Here is a 17,546-nt window from a genome sequence, read left to right on the forward strand (position 1 = left end):
GTATTGAGGAGCTTGTATATAATGTTTTTGTAAGATATCTGCAATTGCCTGAATATCATCTTGATAATAAATATCTCGAATCAGCTTATTTAAAAATAAAGTTTGTGGTACAGTCACTATTTTTTGCTGTATATTAATAAGGCTTGGTAAGCTTTGCAAACATTGCCTTGCATCCAGTGCTTTTATATCCACATAATGCGTTTTTAACAGATTAAACGCCTCTGGTGTCAATTGATCCTGTAGATACGGCCATGTCCGCTTTTTATAAAAAACTGCACTTGTTTTTTGCCAGGTTGTATCCAGTATTACTTGGTCACAACCTTCCTGTTTTAATATATCAAGCGTATAGCGAATATTGATTAATGCAATACTGGTCATAAGCTCTTTATCAAGCTGGTAGAAATTAACTGCCACTTCACTGTCATCATCGGTTAGGCCACTTTTATATGCCTCAAACACATAGCCTGAGCCTTTCATACCATAAGTGTAAAGCTCAGCAGCACGAAGTGCACCCATTGAAGCACAGCCAATAACATCCATACCTTGTGCCATGACCCATAAAATCTCCTTATGCCATACAGAGCTTATAAAATCAAAAACCCCATCGATTATAACAGCTACTTCAAAACCTTCTTTACATGCCTGAATTAAATCGCCTGTTTTTATCGATGGCTTGATCACAGTTTCAGGCAGATATTGCTTAACCGCCTCTTTAGATAAAGTAATCTCGCTAAATACCACGATTTTATTTTGCCTTGTCACTTTGGCTCCTTGTAAATAGCTGATTGCTATCGACTATTATACTTTTTAAAAACACCAGTGATTCTTGATGATAAGTATAAACCAAGGCATCTAAACCAAGCTTGCTTAAAATACCTCTAAGCATTTGCACACCTTCACCCACCATGTGTGCTTTTTTATCATTGATATCACTTAGTACAATATCATGTGCTGGAATTTCCATTTTTTTAAGCTGCCTGATATAAGCATATTTATGGATATCATCGCGCGATCCTGCAATTGTTGTAACTTTAGACTGTATTGCCTCGGTCAACGCACGATTTAATGCAATTTCTTTATCCAGATGCGCACCATAACCACTAAAAATCATCTGATTTTCATCCGCGTACTTGCTTTGAATATAACAGGCAAATACCGGCAGATTAAATTGATTGGGAAAGTAGCTGATTTTTACATAATGATGCATTGCCAGTTTTTTATAAAGAGTATGTTCTTCATCTAATTTAACCATTTTTGCAGGCAAGCCAATTGCCTGGCGTTCAATACACTCTAATAAACTGTGAAGCAATGCCTCATCAAAGCTATTTCCTGAGGCGATTCCTGTGGTATCGATCGCCTCTATTAAAACAGCGCGATTTGTCGTATCCATACAAACAAACGATAAAGGAATATAATAGGGTTTATCGTTGATCCACGCATGAACCCTTACCCAGTCATGAATATAGTCACTATCATAAGCAACACCGCTACTTAATCTATTAGGATCAATAAATAATATATTATCAGCAAGCTTTTGCCGTAAAATATCCGCCTGTGCATTTTCGGCAAAGTAGACTTCTAATGATTCCATATAAGCCCCAATTTGCGCCTCAATAGCAGTCATTGCCTTACCTTGGCTTGTTGATAACGATTTTGCCATTGGACGAATTGCAGTATAGATTGGGATACCTGTAGCATCTAAATGGGTTAAATTTGCTAAACGGGTAATTTCAGCCTGTGCTAAATAAGGCTTAATATTTTCTAGTGTCTGTACAGGATCACAAATCCGCAATGAGTTTAGTAACATAACCTTTTGTTTTTCCCTGCCAGATAGGCTTTAAGACCACCTTTAAAAGAGAAGACATTCTCGATACCCTCATCTTTTAAATACTTGGCTGCCTTTTGGCTTCGAGTACCTGACTTACATAACAACACGATTTTATCATGCTGTGATAAAACTGCCTGATCGAATTGATTATGTAACAATTTATTCAATGGGATATGAATATACTCTCGATCCAGGACAGCCAGTTGAAGCTCCCAATCTTCACGCACATCAATAATCAAAGATGCTGAATCAAAATCACTAACCTCAGGCACCTTATCAATACTTATACGTGTAACAGGAATATACTGCTGTTTGACACAACCAGGGCAATCTGGCTGTTGTGTAAAATCAAAATACTGCCAGCTAAGCGTTTCACTGTCAAAAATCATCAGCTGCTTGTGTATTTTCTTCTGTAAAGCATAGTTAATCGCCATATTGGCAGCCATTGTACCGATAACCCCAGCTGTAGCCCCAATAACACCGGCCTCGGCACAGCTTGGTGTCATCCCATCTGGTGGTGGTGCTGCATATAAACAGCGATAACAAAAATGTTGGCAATCAAAAAACGCTAATTGCGCCTTAGTTTGCAAGACACTGGCGCTAATCAAAGGCTTTTTGAGTTTACAACAGGCATCATTGAGTAGAAATCGTGTTTGATAATTATCTGAACCATCAATCACTAAATCATAGCTGGACAGTATCTCTAAGGCACGCTTATAGCTTAGCCGTTCACAAAAGGCTTCAATTTCAATCGATGAATTTAATGCCGATAGCTTTTCTTTGGCAATCTCAGTTTTGTGCTTGCCAATATCGGCTTCGGTAAAAACAATCTGGCGTTGGAGATTGGATAATGCCACTTGGTCAAAATCAACTAAACCAATTCTACCAATGCCTGCAGCGGCTAAATAAAGCGCGGCTGGGGAGCCAATGCCCCCACAGCCAACAAGACAAATAGAAAAATAAGAGAGTTTTTGCTGGCCTTCCAGGCCAATAACAGGATAGTGGCGTTGGTATCTCTGAAAATTCATAAAAAGCCACCATACTGGCCCACTAAGTTTCTAAACGAATCATAGCACCTGAGTAATTATGAAGTTCTATATTTTGAAATAAAACATCATTCCCCATAGGCTACTCATCACTTTGGAAGCTTCTTAAAGCTTACGCCCTTTCATATTACCAAAACGCTTCTGGAAGTTATCCACACGGCCAGAAGTGTCAACCACACGCTGCTTACCAGTATAAAACGGGTGACAAGCAGAGCATACATCTAAATGCAAATCTGCACACTTTGTTGAACGTGTTTTAAATGTGTTGCCACAGCTGCACGCTACATTAATTTCTTCGTACTTTGGTTGAATTGCGTTATTCATGATAAACCTCTTTTTGTTTTGCCACCGCCACTTAGGCTCTCCCTAAGCACCGCGACTTACTTCTTTACTAATCTCGCAAATCATATCGAAATATCTTACATTTCTCAAGTTTTTTCGATTAATTTGATGAAATATATTTCTCACGACGCACTGACTTTGTGTCAAAGCCTGCCTTGGTTAACTGCTCAAAGGCATCATCAATCATATCTGGATTACCACATAAATAGACGATATCCTGGCCTGGTTTCAGTGCCAAGTGTTCAAATTGCTTTTGAACATACCCAGGTGCCTCATCGGTATAAAGCCCTGATGCCTGACGGCTTAAACAAGCCATAAATTTAATTTTGGGATGCGTTTTTGCATAGGCGCGAAAATCCTCAGCATAAAGCGTATCTTTTTGATATTGCACTCCTAAGAGAATATAAACCTCTTCAATATTCTCCTTACAAAGTCTTTCAAGCTGTGGCAGCATCGCACGATATGGTGCAATACCTGTTCCTGTACCAACAAGAACAAGCTTGCGAATTTTTTCATCTTCCTTTAATACCAGGCGTCCTGCAGGTCCCATTGCATTGAATTTATCCCCTGGCTTCATATTAAAGAGATTCTCTGATGCAATACCACCATCAATATAAGAAATTGCAATTTCAATATGATCTGATTTTCCCGGGATTGTTGCCACACTATAGCTTCGGCGCCTTACCTTACCATCTTCATGATCAAACAAAAAGGTAACAAATTGTCCTGGTGTAAAATTAAAAGCACTATTATCTGCTTTTTTGAATACAAGATGTTTAATACTGTCTGTCAACATCTTTGTCTCAACCAACTCGATCTCAAATCGCTGTATTGCCATAACTCTTCTCTTTTATCTACAGTCTTTTGTGGCCATATATATGCTATATGGTAAAGAAATCCTTTAAGATGTCACGCCTTTTTTAAGCCTGCTGCATGCGAATCAACCAAACATAATAATTAACACCCAACATCATCGCATCAATGGATAAATCAAACGTTGGCTCATGTACCATGGCAGTAAATCCTTTTTGTGCATTACGCACACCTAAAAAAACATAGCAAGCAGGGATTTTCTGTGCATAGTAGGAAAAGTCTTCCGAGGCCATCCAAGGTTTATCGGACAATAATACATTTTCTTTGCCGAAAACTTTTTCAGCTGCAGGAATTGCCTGTTTGATTGCATCTTCATGGTTTCTTGTTTCTGGATAGCCATGCTGATAATCTATATTGACCCTGCCACCATAAGTGCTGGCAACGCCTTGGGCAATCTCAAAAAGTCTTGTTTTTACCACATTTTCTGCCTTTTGACTTAAATAACGCACACACCCTTTTAGTTGTGCGGTATCGGCAATAACATTATAGGCACTGCCGATGTGAAGCGATGTGATTGAAACAACCGCGGGCTCAAAGCTTGAAATATTACGAGAAACAATGCTTTGAACCTGGTTGACAAACTGCGTTGCCATGATCATCGGGTCAACGGTTATCTCAGGAAGCGACGCATGACCACCTTTGCCAATAAATTCAATATCAAATAAATCAACACCTGATAAGGCAACTGGCTGGCAAATCTGAAGCTTACCTTCCTCAATGGCTGGCATAACATGAATGCCAAAGATCTGATCTACGCTATCTAGCGCACCATCAGCAATCATTGCAGGCGCACCCCCAGGTAACACCTCTTCAGAAGGCTGGAATAAAAAACGCACACTGACATTTAACTGTTCTTTGCACTTAACAAGGGCTTCAGCTGCCCCAATCAGCATTGCACAATGGGCATCATGACCACACATATGTGCCTTGCCATCGATTTTAGATTTATAATCACATGTGTTTTTTTCTTGAATCGGCAAGGCATCCATATCAGCACGAAGCGCGATCATCCGCTTGGCACCTGGCACAACCAAATCAGCCACAAAGCCGGTTTTACCAAGCCCTCTTGTTACCTTAAGGCCTAAGTGGTTTAACTCATCAATCAAAAAATCTGCCGTGTTATCTACATCAAACCCAAGTTCAGGATATTGATGAATGTGCTCACGCACAGCCTGAACCTTTTTCTTGTTTATTACTGCATCCATGACTATGTCCTTATTTTATTGTCTTTATCGCTAGGCACCCAGCACATCAACACCTTTAGGTGGTTTGAACTGATAGGTTGATTTTGGAATTTGTGTAAAAGAGATATTATGAAAATAAATCGCGGTGGATTGCCCTGTCTCAGTAGCAATCGCCAAATGAGATAACGCATCACCAGAAAATTGTACATCGATATATTTAATTAGCGACTGCGTATCTTTTTTCGGAATTAAGCGATACGTATCTTTATCCAGTGCAATAATGGTAAAAAGCTTCTGCAGCGTTTCAGGTTTACCTGTCAATAACAGCAGATAAGGGGCTTGAGAAACCTCCTTTGGCACTGACTGCACACTGACCTGCTCCAGATCTTCATCATAATTCCAAAGCTTATCCCCATTGGAAACCAATAACTGTTTATTGGGTTGCACCACCTGCCATTTAAAATAACTTGGCTTACTCACCCATATTTGCCCGGATGATTCTTGTTTTAACCCTTGATTTGGGTTTTTTAGCACCTGGTCAAAATCTGCATGCATGCTTTTAAATGCCGATAAGCGCGCAAAAAAACTTGCTTGCGCTTTGGTAAGCTTTTGTGTGACTTTTTGTTGCGAATCACCCCCTTTCACCACTGGGCTATCCTCAGCAAAGGCTATTGCATTCATACTCAAAAGCAATACAAAGCAATTTAAGATTAATTTATTCATATTTATTTACTCACTTCTTCACTAATACTTCGCGCATGCCATTAGACTGCATTTCACTGACAACCCCGGCTGCTTCCATTTCCTCAATCAAGCGTGCTGAGCGATTATAGCCGATACGAAGGCGTCTTTGAATGCTTGAAATAGATGCCCGTTGTGTTTCAATAACGATTTTCACCGCCTCATCATATAACGGATCCTCACTGCCGGTTTCCCCTGATCCATCACCTTCATCAGGTTCACTTGCCGTTACACTCTCGATATATTCTGGTTCACCCATCTCCTTCCAGGCAGCAACTACGCGGTGGACTTCATCATCATCGACAAACGCACCATGCACACGCATTGGTACACCAGAGCCAGGCGGCAGATAGAGCATATCACCATGCCCTAATAACTGCTCGGCTCCTTGTTGATCCAAGATCGTACGAGAGTCAATCCTTGATGAGACTTGAAATGCAATTCTTGTTGGAATATTTGCTTTAATAAGTCCTGTGACCACATCCACAGAAGGTCTTTGTGTTGCTAAAATCAAATGAATCCCTGCTGCACGTGCTTTTTGTGCTAAGCGTGCAATAAGCTCTTCGACTTTCTTCCCAACAACCATCATCATATCGGCAAACTCATCAGCAATTACCACAATAAAGGGAAGCTTTTCCAATAACGGGGCATCTTCCTCTTGCCCTGGATGCAGCTTTAACCATAATGGATCTTTTAATGGCTCACCTGCTTTGTAAGCTGCTTTAATCTTATCATTTAAACCTGCAATATTCCTCACTCCAGCTGCAGCCATAAGCTCATAACGGCGATCCATTTCTTTGACACACCACCTAAGGGCATTTGCGGCTTCATTCATATCCGTGACAACTGGTGTTAATAAATGCGGGATTCCTTCATAAATCGAAAGCTCAAGCATTTTGGGGTCAATCATAATCAAGCGAAGCTCTTCTGGCGTTGATTTATATAACATACTGATAATCATCGCATTAACCCCAACTGATTTACCTGAGCCTGTGGTCCCTGCAACCAATAAATGTGGCATCTTCGCCAGATTTGCCATTTCAGGGGCCCCGGCAATATCAACACCTAGCCCCATGGTTAATGGGGAGCTTGACTCTTTGAATTTCTTATGACAAAGCACTTCTTTTAAGCGAACCATCTGCCTTGTTTGATTTGGCAGCTCCAAACCAACATAAGGTTTACCAGGGATTACTTCAACAACGCGCACTCTTGTTGTTGATAAGGAACGCGCCAAATCCTGGGCAAGGCCAGTTAATTTGCTGACTTTAACCCCAGGGGCAAGCTCAACCTCAAAACGTGTGATCACAGGCCCAGGATAGCGATCAACCACTTTAACTTTGACCCCAAAATCAGCTAACTTTTCCTCAACCAAAGCTGCCATTTTATCTAAAAACTGGCTTGAAACCTGTTCTTGCTTTGTATCTGGATCATCTAATAAATCCAGATTAGGTAAGCCTGTTTTCTTATCCGTTTTGTTTTTTACTTTCTTTTTAATTAATTTTGCATCTGGCTTGTTTTTCTTCTCATTTGTCACACGCGCTTGAGAAGGTTCATCAAAGTTTTCATTGTCCAATGGTAACTCAAACTGCGCATCATTTTTTGAAGCTTCAGTTTCAAGGTGGACTACAGGCTCAACAAAATTTAAGGTATCAATTTCCTCATATGTTTGTGCCATATCCTGCACATCGGCTTGTATACTATTAATATTTCTGTTTTTATCACGTGACGGCTTTGATCGCAGCTTAAATGAGAAAAGCTTTTGGCAAAACTGCTTACAATACTTACCAAGCATTAAAAGCCCATAAAAGGCTGATCGCGCCCAAAACCCGCCGGAAAACAGCGTAAGTCCTAATACAAACCCGACCAATAGCACTAATACACCACCTGCTGTACTTAAATAAGTCAGGGTATAAAACGCAACTTCCTGGCCCAATATCCCACCGGCACCCTCAGGCATCAACGTATCAAATACAGATAGTAATGCACTTGCCAAGCCGCTACCTGAAATCAGCAATAACAATACGCCTAAAGTACGCACTAACATCAGTAAAATACTACTTTCAGCAAAGCTTTTCTTCTCCAGGAAAAAAAGCCATATACCATAAACCAGTAAAAATGGTAATAGAAAGCCAAAAACACCAAGAATAGCCAGAATAAAGTTTGCCGTATAGGCACCAACAATTCCTGCATAATTTTGTACATTGGTGCTTGAACTGGCAACTGTCCAACCTGGATCTGAATGATTATAGGAAAAAAGTGACAGCAATAAAAATAAGGCTAACGCACCCATTAGCACAAGCCATGCTATTTTTAACCGCTCAACCAATAAATAGTTCAAATCTTTTTGCGCCTGTTTATCAACAACAGGCGTAAGCCTTTGTTTCTGTTTTTTGTCTTGTTTTTGCTTTCTCAACTTTATCGCCACAGCGATAGTCCTCTATTATTTGTTATTTCTTTATTTTATATACCCCGCAGCTTGCGCGGGATCGTTTATTACCATTGACCACTATATTAACACGGACAACGACAGGTGCGACATAATATCGTACACTGTAAAATTGACCCCTATATTAACATGGACAAAGCTAACAGACTACTTTATACCGCGCATAAACTATTTATACGATTTATCAGCACCTTCAATGAAAACGCATAAAATTGTCAAACGCTCTTATTAAGAGTTTAGCTGCCTTGAGGCCGGTTTTACCAGAAAATTCATTAATCGAAATCTTCTGTCATATTTACATTTTTATAAAAAACCGTTAATTTTATCAGTGGCCATAATATGGTTCAGCCGTTAAAGGGGAAGTTCATGATGTCTAATTTATGAATCAGTGCCTTATGAAAAAGCACCGTTTACTGACGCTTTTATGAGCAACATCAATGTATTGTGGTTTTATAATCAAACTCAAACGCAAGAGGTTAGATGCATGAGTAAAAATTTTGGTTTCACTTTTATGACACAGGTCTGGAATCTGTAGCATATATCTATTAAAGACAAGAAGGAAAAAAACAATGCAACAATACACACAATTCATCTCCCACCGCTATTTTCATTTCATTGATAATAACCGCTTTATCAAAAAAGATAAAAGCGCAATAATATCAAAACAATTTACTTTATAAGGTGGGGCATCATGTCAGATACATTACATAGAAGTCTTAAAACACGTCATTTAATTATGATTGCCCTTGGTGGCTCTATTGGAACAGGGCTTTTTCTTGCCAGTGGTGGGGCCATTCATGAGGCAGGCCCAGGTGGTGCGATGCTTGCTTATGCAATCATTTCAATTATGGTTTATTTTTTAATGTGCAGCCTGGGAGAGATGGCCGCACACCACCCAACAACGGGCACTTTTTGTGAATACTCAAGCCAATATGTCAGCAAAGATTTTGGTTTTGCCATGGGTTGGAATTACTGGTTTAACTGGGCAATTACCATTGCAGCTGAAATTATTGCTGCAGCCTTGATTATGCAATACTGGTTTCCAAACGTGCCAAGCTTTGTCTGGAGTATTTTATTCTTTGTGCTTATTTTTGGTTTAAACATCATGGCCGTGAAAGTATATGGTGAAACCGAGTACTGGCTGTCTTTTATGAAAGTGGCCTTTGTTATTATCTTTATCGTTGTAGGTATTTTAACCATTATTGGCGTAACAGGTGTTGGCGGCTCTATTGGCTTTAAAAACTGGCATATTGGCGATGCACCTTTTCATAATGGATTTGTTGGTTTTATGTCTGTTTTCTTGATTGCTGGTTTCTCATTTCAAGGAACAGAACTTGTCGGGGTTGCAGCAGGAGAAGCAGATAACCCAAGAAAATCTATTCCTTTAGCGATTAAGCGCACCTTCTGGCGGTTAGTGATTTTTTATATTCTTGCCATCGGTATTATCAGCTTTTTAATTCCTTACACCAGCAATATTCTTGTCAACCCTGACTCCGATGTTGCCATAAGTCCTTTTACCATCGTTTTTAAAAATGCAGGTTTAACCTATGCGGCAACCGTGATGAATGCCGTTATTTTAATTGCGATTCTTTCTGCATGTAATGCCAGCATGTATTCAGCCACACGAATCATGTGGCATCTGGCGCACACGAAACAAGCACCCAGCATATTTGCCAAAATCAATAGAAAAGGCATACCCATCAATGCACTTTTAGTGACGGCTTTACTTGGCTGCTTTTTCTTTTTAACCTTTTTCTTACGAAATGGCGCTGTTTTTACCTGGCTTGTTAATATTTCCTCATTAGCTGGTTTTGTTGCCTGGTTTGGTATTGCGCTGAGTCATTATCGCTTTCGCCGTGCTTATCAAAAACAAGGCTTAAACCTGACAGAGCTACCTTATAAAGCAAAATGGTTTCCGATTGCACCTGTTGCTGCAATGATTGTGATTGCGATTATTATACTAGGACAAGAGTTCTCGGATATTATCAACGGCGCAATCACCTGGCAGAAATTCTTGGCAACCTATATTGGGTTTATTTTATTTCTGGTATTACTTATCGGCTATAAGCTCATTAAAAAATCAAAAATAATCCCATTGGAAAAATGCGATGTTATGATTAAACCAGACCAGCATAAATAAATTTCACGCTTTGCGTATTATGCTCAACCTGGTCGCGTTTTTATTTTTGAAATGCCTTGAAACAATCCTTTGGGAGCTTTAAATCATATAAAAGGTGAAACAAGAAACGCTGTAAAATGCTTTATGGGTGGTATATACTCTAGGGTTATAGATACAGATTGTTACTTGCTATGTTTTTATTTTATAAACTCAACAGGGCCATCTATAGCTACTTGGATAAAAAAGATCGTGCATTGCTTGCTGATGCTTTTTTATTTGGTGCTGATGCGCATGAGACACAGATAAGAAGCTCTGGAGAGCCTTATTTTACGCATCCGGTTGCTGTAGCATGTGTTTTAGCCGGCATGCGGCTTGACACAGAAACAATTATTGCGGCCCTATTGCATGATGTGATTGAAGACACAGATGTAACAGCCGAGGAAATTGCAAAGCGCTATGGTGAAAAAACCGCTCAACTGGTTGAGGGTGTCACAAAACTGACACAAATCGAATTTAATACCAAAGCCGAACAACAGGCAGAAAACTTCCGTAAGATGATTCTTGCCATGGTTAAAGACATACGTGTAATCTTGATTAAGCTTGCTGATCGATTACATAACATGACAACACTTGCACCTTTGCGCCCAGATAAGCGCCGACGTATTGCTCAAGAAACATTAGAAATCTATGCGCCTATTGCACACAGGCTTGGTATGCATCATTTTAAAAACAGCTTTGAGGAGCTTGCTTTTGAAGGCATCCACCCCTATCGCTATCAAACCTTAAAAACCAAAGTCAAACACGCACAAAAGCATCGTGATCGCTTATTTCATAAAATTCTTGAAAAGCTACAACACCATCTGTCAGATGAGCTTGATGATAGCAGCAAAGTCTCTGGACGTAAAAAACGTCTTTATAGCATTTATCGCAAAATGCGCGATCGCGACATGTCTTTTTCCGAAATCATGGATATCTATGCCTATAAGGTTATCGCACCAACCAGGCGGGATTGCTATGTTATTTTAGGTGCGATTCACGAGCTTTTCCGCCCGATTCCAGGACGTTTTAAAGACTATATTGCCACGCCTAAAGCCAATGGCTACCAGTCCCTACATACCACAGTATTTGGCCCTTATGGGGTCCCAATTGAAATCCAGATTAAAACACAGATGATGGATGATACCGCCGAGCGTGGCGTTGCCGCCCACTGGTTATATAAATCTAAATCAATAAGCCGTGATAACGCCCAAAAGTGGCTGGAAAAATTATCTGATTTACAGCGCCAGGTCACCACTTCAATGGATTTTATTGAAAGTGTAAAATTGGATTTATTTCCAGATGAAGTATATGTTTTCACCCCCAATGGTGAGATTATTGAGCTTCCTAAAAATGCCACCTGTGTTGATTTTGCTTATCACATACATACAGACATTGGGAACCATTGCATCGCAGCAAAAGTCAATCGGCGTATCGCGCCATTAAGTTACATCCTAAAGCATGGTGATACGATTGAAATTATCACCTCCCCTGCAGCACACCCTAACCCTGCATGGCTTAACTTTGTGAAAACAGCACGTGCAAAGCATGCGATTAAACATGCGCTAAAACGGCGTGAGCAAGATGAGCTTTTACAGATGGGTAAACGGCTATTCGAGCAGGCACTGGCAAAAGCAGGTCTGCCCATTGTGCTAAGCGATGATTTACTGCAAGAAGCGTTGGCTGAGTTTAACTTCCCAAGTATTAACCTGCTTTATACCAATATTGGCAATGCAAGTTTTGCTGCTGAAAGCGTGGCTAAATTTATCGCACAGCATATGCAAAATCAAAAACAATTAGCCCCGCACACAAAACAAATCATTGATATTACCGAACAAAACAAGCGCTTTTTGGCATTTTGTTGCACACCAATACCTGGAGATCCTATCACAGGAGTGCTGGTACCTGAAAAAGGTTTAGAGGTACATAGAACACAATGCCATACCCTTAAAGAAAAACACGCACAAAAATATAAGCGTACCGAAGTCAAGTGGTCTCACGCAGAACATAGCAGCTTCCCTAGCAAATTGCATATTTCACTAGAAAACACACAAGGTGCTATTGCAAATATCACTGCAAGTATTGCAAGACAACAAACGCATATTATCAGTTTTAATGTCATTGAATGTGATCAACAATATGGCTTAATTGAAACTGTGATCAGTGTAAAAGACCGCGTACACCTTGCGCATATTATCCGTGCATTAAAACGACTGAAAGTCTGCATTAAAATTGAGCGACCTATTTAAATTGCCGCTTCATCCTTCTCAGCCGTACGAATACGAATCACTTCATCTAAAGTGCTTATGGTGATTTTCCCAGCACCAATTTTCTCACTTTTATTCACTTCCATAATCGTATCAACAACAAGGTTTTTTTGTGCTTCACTGCAAATAACCTCAAGCTTGATTTTAGGTAAAAAATCAACCGCATATTCAGCACCACGGTAAAGCTGCGTATGACCTAGCTGCTTTCCAAAACCTTTGACTTCTATTACCGTCATCCCTAAGATGCCAGCGTTGACAAGCGCTTCTCTTGTTCTATCCAACAAAAAGGGCTTAATATAGGCACTTACAAGTTTCATTTGTGTATTCAGTTTTCCAATTTATAGCTTACTATGCTACATTATGGAATATAATTAAGCAAAACCTATAGGCGATTTGTAATGAAAATTGACAACAAAATACTTGAAGATGTTAGCAAAAAAATATCAGATGCGATTCCCAAAGGTGTCAAAGCATTTGCGGATGAGTTTGAAAGTAACTGTAAAAGCATTTTAAAATCAAGCTTTGAACGCTTGGATCTGGTGACACGTGAAGAATTTGACATCCAAAAAGAAGTATTACTCAAAACAAGGCAGCGACTAGAGCAGTTAGAAAAAAAAGTCGATAAGCTATTAAAAAAACATAATATCGATTTATAAATTATGTCACTGGCGATTGTTTATTCGCGCGCGCAATTGGGTGTCAAAGCACCTCAGGTTAATGTTGAGGTTCATTTATCCAATGGTTTACCAAGTTTAGCAATCGTCGGCCTACCTGAAACAGCTGTCAAAGAAAGCAAAGATCGTGTACGAAGTGCGATTATTAATTCAGGATTTGAGTTCCCCAGTAGACGCATCACCATTAATCTATCCCCTGCTGATTTGCCAAAAGAAGGTGGCCGCTTTGACCTGCCAATTGCCGTTGGCATTTTAATCGCATCAGGCCAGCTAAAATGCGATGATATGCACTATGAATTTGCTGGAGAGCTTTCTCTTTCCGGGAAAATAAGGCCCATTAATGGCATACTACCCTTTGCAATTGAAACGTATCGACAAAAACGTGCTTTAGTATTGGCACCAGATAACCATCATGAAGTACAGCTTATCACTGACCTTTTAGCTTATCCTGCAAAAAATCTGCAAGAGGTAGTGATGCATTTATCAAAAACGCGTCTTTTAAATAGCATATCCTCACAACCTAAACAAAAGATTAAAGGCATTTATCCTGATTTAGCCGATGTGAAAGGTCAATTGCAAGCCAAACGAGCACTTGCTATTGCTGCAGCAGGTGGCCATAACCTCTTATTTATTGGCCCACCTGGTGCAGGAAAGACCATGCTGGCAACAAGATTTAACAGTATTTTACCCGATTTAAATATTGATGAAGCCTTAGCCTCAGCGGCAGTTGCCTCCATTAAAGGCGATGTACTAAAGGCACATGATTTTTACAAACGCCCATTTCGTGCACCACATCATACAGCCTCTGCTGTATCTTTAGTTGGTGGAGGGTCTAATCCAAAACCTGGAGAAATATCATTAGCACATAATGGTGTGCTGTTTTTAGATGAGCTACCTGAATTCGACCGCCACGTCTTGGAGGTATTAAGGGAGCCACTTGAATCAGGAAAAATTATTATCTCAAGGGCCTATGCACAGGTAGAGTATCCTGCTGATTTTCAGCTTATTGCTGCAATGAACCCTTGCCCATGCGGCTATCTTGGCTCTAATAAAAAGGCATGCAAAGACAGCCAAACACAGATAAAGCGCTATCAACAAAAGCTTTCAGGTCCCTTATTAGATAGAATTGATTTACAAGTAGAAGTGCTCGAAGTCGATCAGGATACTTTAACGAATAAACCACAATATGTCATAAAAAGTACTGATATCAAAAAGCAGGTTGAACAAGCAAGAAGGCGCCAGCTTAACAGACAAGGCAAAATTAATGCCAAACTTGTTGGGAATGAAATTGAACAATTCTGTGTTTTAGGTAATAATGAGCGCCTGCTATTAAATAAAGCTATCGAGAAGATGGGGCTTTCGGCACGTGCTTATTACCGTATTGTAAAAATAGCGCGCACCATTGCTGATTTGTCCAGCCAAGAACACATTGATGCTGAGCATATTAAAGAGGCATTGACTTATCGCAAGCTTGATCGCTTTATGCAATAAAACTATATGCTTGAAGACAATAATAAGGTGAAACAATTGAAAAAATTTGGTGAGCAACTTTTTACTTTTTTTTTATATCTTTGGAGCATGATGAGTTTTTCGATGGCACAACGCGTTGGCTGGCTTCTTGGCAGCATTGTCGCCTGTTTTAACAGTGATATTAAACGTGTTACTACAAAAAACATTGAATTATGTTTCCCTGATCTTAGCCAATACCATAAAAAAAGACTGATAAAAAATGCAATTCGCCACACTTTTGTTACTGGTGCTGAAATGCCTGCAATACTCTTTAAAAAACCAAATAAACTACTTGAGAATATCCACACGGTTTACAATAAAGAACTCATGCAAAAGCTTTATGAAGAAGGGCGAAGCATTATGATACTAGGTCCGCATATCGGCTGCTGGGAAATTGGCTCGATGTATTACCCACAACACTATCCAGCGGCCATGCTTTACACACCGCCTAAAATTAAAATTTTAGATAAACTGATCTATCAAGCCAGATCCCGACTATGTAAACGCATGTCTCCAGCCAATCACAAAGGGGTGAAAATGCTTTTTCAAGCCATGAAAAACAAAGAAGTCGTGGCAATGCTATCTGATCAAGTACCTGTGGATGCCGGTGGCACCTATATCGACTTTTTTGGTGTTCCAGCAAAAACAATGAACTTCCCAGGTAAACTCTATGAGCGATTTAAACCTGCCGTTGTCGTAAGTTATGCTGTCAGAAATGGCATAGGAAAAGGAATAACACTCTATATTGATGATTTAGCACCTGAAATTGAAGAAGCCCAAAAGATACCAGGAATTGAAGATCCTGTAGGTTATGCGTTTACAAAGCACTTTGAAGAAGTGATTCGTAAATTCCCAGCGCAATACCAATGGGGCTATAAACGCTTTAAATATAATCCTGAAGGAATTGATTTTTACAAAAAGGATAAACAATGAGAACCATTTACCTCGATGCATTAAAAAATAAGAAGCACACGCATACGCCAATGTGGATTATGCGCCAGGCAGGAAGATACCTGCCAGAGTACCGCTATGTGCGAAGCAAGTTTCAAAACTTTATGACAATGTGCAAAAATGCACAAGCCTGCTGCGAGGTTGCACTTCAACCTCTTGATCGCTTTGATTTAGATGCCTCAATTGTCTTCTCAGATATTCTCACCATTCCTGAAGCAATGGGTATGAAGCTTGAATTCATTCCTGGCACAGGGCCTGTCTTTGACAACCCTATCCAGTCTGACAAACAGATTAGCCTGCTTGATACTAAATACGCGATAGACAAGCTCACCTATGTTTATGATGCCGTGTCAACAACAAAGCAGGCGATTAAAAATCGTGTGCCCTTAATTGGTTTTTGTGGCAGTCCATGGACACTTGCTGCATACATGGTTGAAGGCCATGGATCTAAGCAATTTACCAAGCTTCGTCAGATGATGTACGCACAGCCTAAAATGCTGCAAAACCTTTTAGATAAATTGACACAAGTGACTTGTATTTATTTATCCGAGCAAATCAAATCCGGTGCTGACGCCATTATGATTTTTGACACCTGGGGTGGGTTATTATCACATCACACGTATCAAATTTTCTCTTTAAATTATATGCAAACCATTACGCAATTTATTAAAACACACCACCCTGATACCCCTGTAACACTTTTTACTAAAGGTGGGGGATTATGGCTTGATAAAATCGCACAAAGTGGCTGTGATGCTGCTGGCATTGACTGGAGCATATCAATTAAGCAGGCAAGAGGCTTTGTCAATGACAGTATCGCCTTACAAGGCAACCTTGATCCTGCTGCACTTTATGGCAGTGATGAGAGTATTATCCAGGAAGTTAAAGCAATTTTATCGACACAACGCGATAATCATCGCTATATTTTCAACCTTGGCCATGGTGTCTATCCTGATATTAATCCTGATAAAGTTAAAGTGATGGTTGAAGCTGTCAGGGAGTTTGGCTGTAAAAATCAATCATGAATCACACAAATGATATTACAAAGACTTAGCGTTTAGTTCGTGCATAATTGCTGCTTTTACAAAATCGTTCACTGACGTTCCCATTTGGTTAGCTTTTATGGCCACTTCTTCATGGAGTTTTGTTCCAATTCTAATATTAAAAGAGCCTTTGAATGATTTTTCTGGCTCTACATCATTTTGTTTACATGTTGCCAGATAGTCATCAATAGCTTCATGAAAGGCATTTAATATCTCTTTGGCTGTTTCACCTTCGTATGATACTAATGATCGAATAAACTGTACTTTTCCATAAAAAATCATGCTTTCTTCATCAAACTCAATTGAGCCGTAATAATCTTTGTATTTCATTAGATTTTGTCGAGTAGACATCTCTGTTTCTCCTATTTATATTTTAAATTTTAAACATAATGTGAGAAAGCATGATGCCCCTCACAGAACCGTACTTGTAGATTTCCCACATACGGCTCTTCAATTTAACTCACTGAACCTGTTAAAGTATAAAAAT

Annotated in this window: 16 protein-coding genes; 6 read left to right on the plus strand and 10 right to left on the minus strand. The window is 39.7% G+C overall.

Features of this window, described 5'->3' with window-relative positions:
- The 8 genes from DNK84_RS05535 to DNK84_RS05570 form a co-directional block, all read right to left on the minus strand.
- Positions 1–762: TfuA-like protein (locus DNK84_RS05535; RefSeq protein WP_208123258.1), on the minus strand; the 762-nt coding region annotated here is incomplete at its 3' end.
- Positions 746–1,807: a YcaO-like family protein gene (locus DNK84_RS05540; protein ID WP_119343559.1), complete on the minus strand. Its 1,062-nt coding sequence runs from the start codon at positions 1,805–1,807 to the stop codon at positions 746–748. The genes DNK84_RS05535 and DNK84_RS05540, both read right to left, overlap by 17 nt.
- Positions 1,798–2,856, minus strand: coding sequence for a ThiF family adenylyltransferase (locus tag DNK84_RS05545; RefSeq protein ID WP_119343560.1), 1,059 nt, complete (start codon positions 2,854–2,856; stop codon positions 1,798–1,800). Before DNK84_RS05545 ends, DNK84_RS05540 begins: the two co-directional genes overlap by 10 nt.
- Before the next feature lie 123 nt (positions 2,857–2,979).
- A complete protein-coding gene (gene rpmE, locus DNK84_RS05550) occupies positions 2,980–3,198 on the minus strand; it encodes a 50S ribosomal protein L31 (protein ID WP_119343561.1) in 219 nt (72 codons plus the stop codon).
- 118 nt (positions 3,199–3,316) lie between these two features.
- Positions 3,317–4,054, minus strand: coding sequence for an FAD-binding oxidoreductase (locus DNK84_RS05555; protein WP_119343562.1), 738 nt, complete (start codon positions 4,052–4,054; stop codon positions 3,317–3,319).
- Positions 4,055–4,136: 82 nt separating this feature from the next.
- Complete coding sequence (locus tag DNK84_RS05560; RefSeq protein WP_119343563.1) at positions 4,137–5,294, minus strand: M20 metallopeptidase family protein; 1,158 nt, start codon at positions 5,292–5,294, stop codon at positions 4,137–4,139.
- 30 nt (positions 5,295–5,324) lie between these two features.
- Complete coding sequence (lolA, locus tag DNK84_RS05565) at positions 5,325–5,996, minus strand: outer membrane lipoprotein periplasmic chaperone LolA (RefSeq protein WP_119343564.1); 672 nt, start codon at positions 5,994–5,996, stop codon at positions 5,325–5,327.
- 10 nt (positions 5,997–6,006) lie between these two features.
- Positions 6,007–8,439, minus strand: coding sequence for an FtsK/SpoIIIE family DNA translocase (locus tag DNK84_RS05570; RefSeq protein WP_119343565.1), 2,433 nt, complete (start codon positions 8,437–8,439; stop codon positions 6,007–6,009).
- Positions 8,440–9,151: 712 nt separating this feature from the next.
- On the opposite strand from DNK84_RS05570, the gene DNK84_RS05575 reads away from it, so the two are divergent.
- Positions 9,152–10,600: an amino acid permease gene (locus tag DNK84_RS05575; RefSeq protein ID WP_119343566.1), complete on the plus strand. Its 1,449-nt coding sequence runs from the start codon at positions 9,152–9,154 to the stop codon at positions 10,598–10,600.
- Between the two features lie 170 nt (positions 10,601–10,770).
- Complete coding sequence (locus DNK84_RS05580; protein WP_119343567.1) at positions 10,771–12,864, plus strand: RelA/SpoT family protein; 2,094 nt, start codon at positions 10,771–10,773, stop codon at positions 12,862–12,864.
- Here DNK84_RS05580 and DNK84_RS05585 read toward each other — a convergent pair.
- The gene (locus tag DNK84_RS05585; protein ID WP_119343568.1) at positions 12,861–13,199 is read right to left on the minus strand and encodes a P-II family nitrogen regulator; all 339 of its coding nucleotides are present in this window, start codon (positions 13,197–13,199) and stop codon (positions 12,861–12,863) included. The two genes, DNK84_RS05580 and DNK84_RS05585, sit on opposite strands and share 4 nt — an antisense overlap.
- 81 nt (positions 13,200–13,280) lie before the next feature.
- Here DNK84_RS05585 and DNK84_RS05590 point away from each other — a divergent pair, with 81 nt between their 5' ends.
- Genes DNK84_RS05590 through hemE form a run of 4 tightly spaced genes read left to right on the plus strand, consistent with a single transcriptional unit; the run spans position 13,281 to position 17,041 of the window.
- Positions 13,281–13,538, plus strand: a complete 258-nt coding sequence (locus DNK84_RS05590; RefSeq protein ID WP_119343569.1) for an accessory factor UbiK family protein — start codon at positions 13,281–13,283, stop codon at positions 13,536–13,538.
- A gap of 3 nt (positions 13,539–13,541) precedes the next feature.
- On the plus strand, positions 13,542–15,047 hold the full coding sequence (locus DNK84_RS05595; RefSeq protein ID WP_119343570.1) for a YifB family Mg chelatase-like AAA ATPase: 1,506 nt from the start codon (positions 13,542–13,544) through the stop codon (positions 15,045–15,047).
- Between the two features lie 6 nt (positions 15,048–15,053).
- Positions 15,054–15,998, plus strand: a complete 945-nt coding sequence (locus tag DNK84_RS05600; protein WP_119343571.1) for a lysophospholipid acyltransferase family protein — start codon at positions 15,054–15,056, stop codon at positions 15,996–15,998.
- Complete coding sequence (hemE, locus tag DNK84_RS05605) at positions 15,995–17,041, plus strand: uroporphyrinogen decarboxylase (RefSeq protein WP_119343572.1); 1,047 nt, start codon at positions 15,995–15,997, stop codon at positions 17,039–17,041. The genes DNK84_RS05600 and hemE overlap by 4 nt, the downstream gene beginning before the upstream one ends.
- Positions 17,042–17,056: 15 nt before the next feature.
- Here hemE and DNK84_RS05610 read toward each other — a convergent pair whose 3' ends face one another.
- Complete coding sequence (locus tag DNK84_RS05610) at positions 17,057–17,410, minus strand: type II toxin-antitoxin system HicB family antitoxin (protein ID WP_208123259.1); 354 nt, start codon at positions 17,408–17,410, stop codon at positions 17,057–17,059.
- Positions 17,411–17,546: the final 136 nt, after the last annotated feature.

It is taken from the genome of Facilibium subflavum, assembly GCF_003574485.1.
In the GTDB taxonomy this organism is placed as follows: Bacteria; Pseudomonadota; Gammaproteobacteria; order Francisellales; family Francisellaceae; genus Facilibium; species Facilibium subflavum.

Excerpts from the sequence above, each read along its gene's own strand:
- DNK84_RS05540 (WP_119343559.1), bottom strand. The coding sequence starts at position 1,807 with ATGTTACTAAACTCATTGCGGATTTGTGATCCTGTACAGACACTAGAA.
- DNK84_RS05545 (WP_119343560.1), bottom strand. The coding sequence starts at position 2,856 with ATGAATTTTCAGAGATACCAACGCCACTATCCTGTTATTGGCCTGGAA.
- rpmE (WP_119343561.1), bottom strand. The coding sequence starts at position 3,198 with ATGAATAACGCAATTCAACCAAAGTACGAAGAAATTAATGTAGCGTGC.
- DNK84_RS05555 (WP_119343562.1), bottom strand. The coding sequence starts at position 4,054 with ATGGCAATACAGCGATTTGAGATCGAGTTGGTTGAGACAAAGATGTTG.
- DNK84_RS05560 (WP_119343563.1), bottom strand. The coding sequence starts at position 5,294 with ATGGATGCAGTAATAAACAAGAAAAAGGTTCAGGCTGTGCGTGAGCAC.
- lolA (WP_119343564.1), bottom strand. The coding sequence starts at position 5,996 with ATGAATAAATTAATCTTAAATTGCTTTGTATTGCTTTTGAGTATGAAT.
- DNK84_RS05575 (WP_119343566.1), top strand. The coding sequence starts at position 9,152 with ATGTCAGATACATTACATAGAAGTCTTAAAACACGTCATTTAATTATG.
- DNK84_RS05580 (WP_119343567.1), top strand. The coding sequence starts at position 10,771 with ATGTTTTTATTTTATAAACTCAACAGGGCCATCTATAGCTACTTGGAT.
- DNK84_RS05585 (WP_119343568.1), bottom strand. The coding sequence starts at position 13,199 with ATGAAACTTGTAAGTGCCTATATTAAGCCCTTTTTGTTGGATAGAACA.
- DNK84_RS05590 (WP_119343569.1), top strand. The coding sequence starts at position 13,281 with ATGAAAATTGACAACAAAATACTTGAAGATGTTAGCAAAAAAATATCA.
- DNK84_RS05595 (WP_119343570.1), top strand. The coding sequence starts at position 13,542 with ATGTCACTGGCGATTGTTTATTCGCGCGCGCAATTGGGTGTCAAAGCA.
- DNK84_RS05600 (WP_119343571.1), top strand. The coding sequence starts at position 15,054 with ATGCTTGAAGACAATAATAAGGTGAAACAATTGAAAAAATTTGGTGAG.
- hemE (WP_119343572.1), top strand. The coding sequence starts at position 15,995 with ATGAGAACCATTTACCTCGATGCATTAAAAAATAAGAAGCACACGCAT.
- DNK84_RS05610 (WP_208123259.1), bottom strand. The coding sequence starts at position 17,410 with ATGTCTACTCGACAAAATCTAATGAAATACAAAGATTATTACGGCTCA.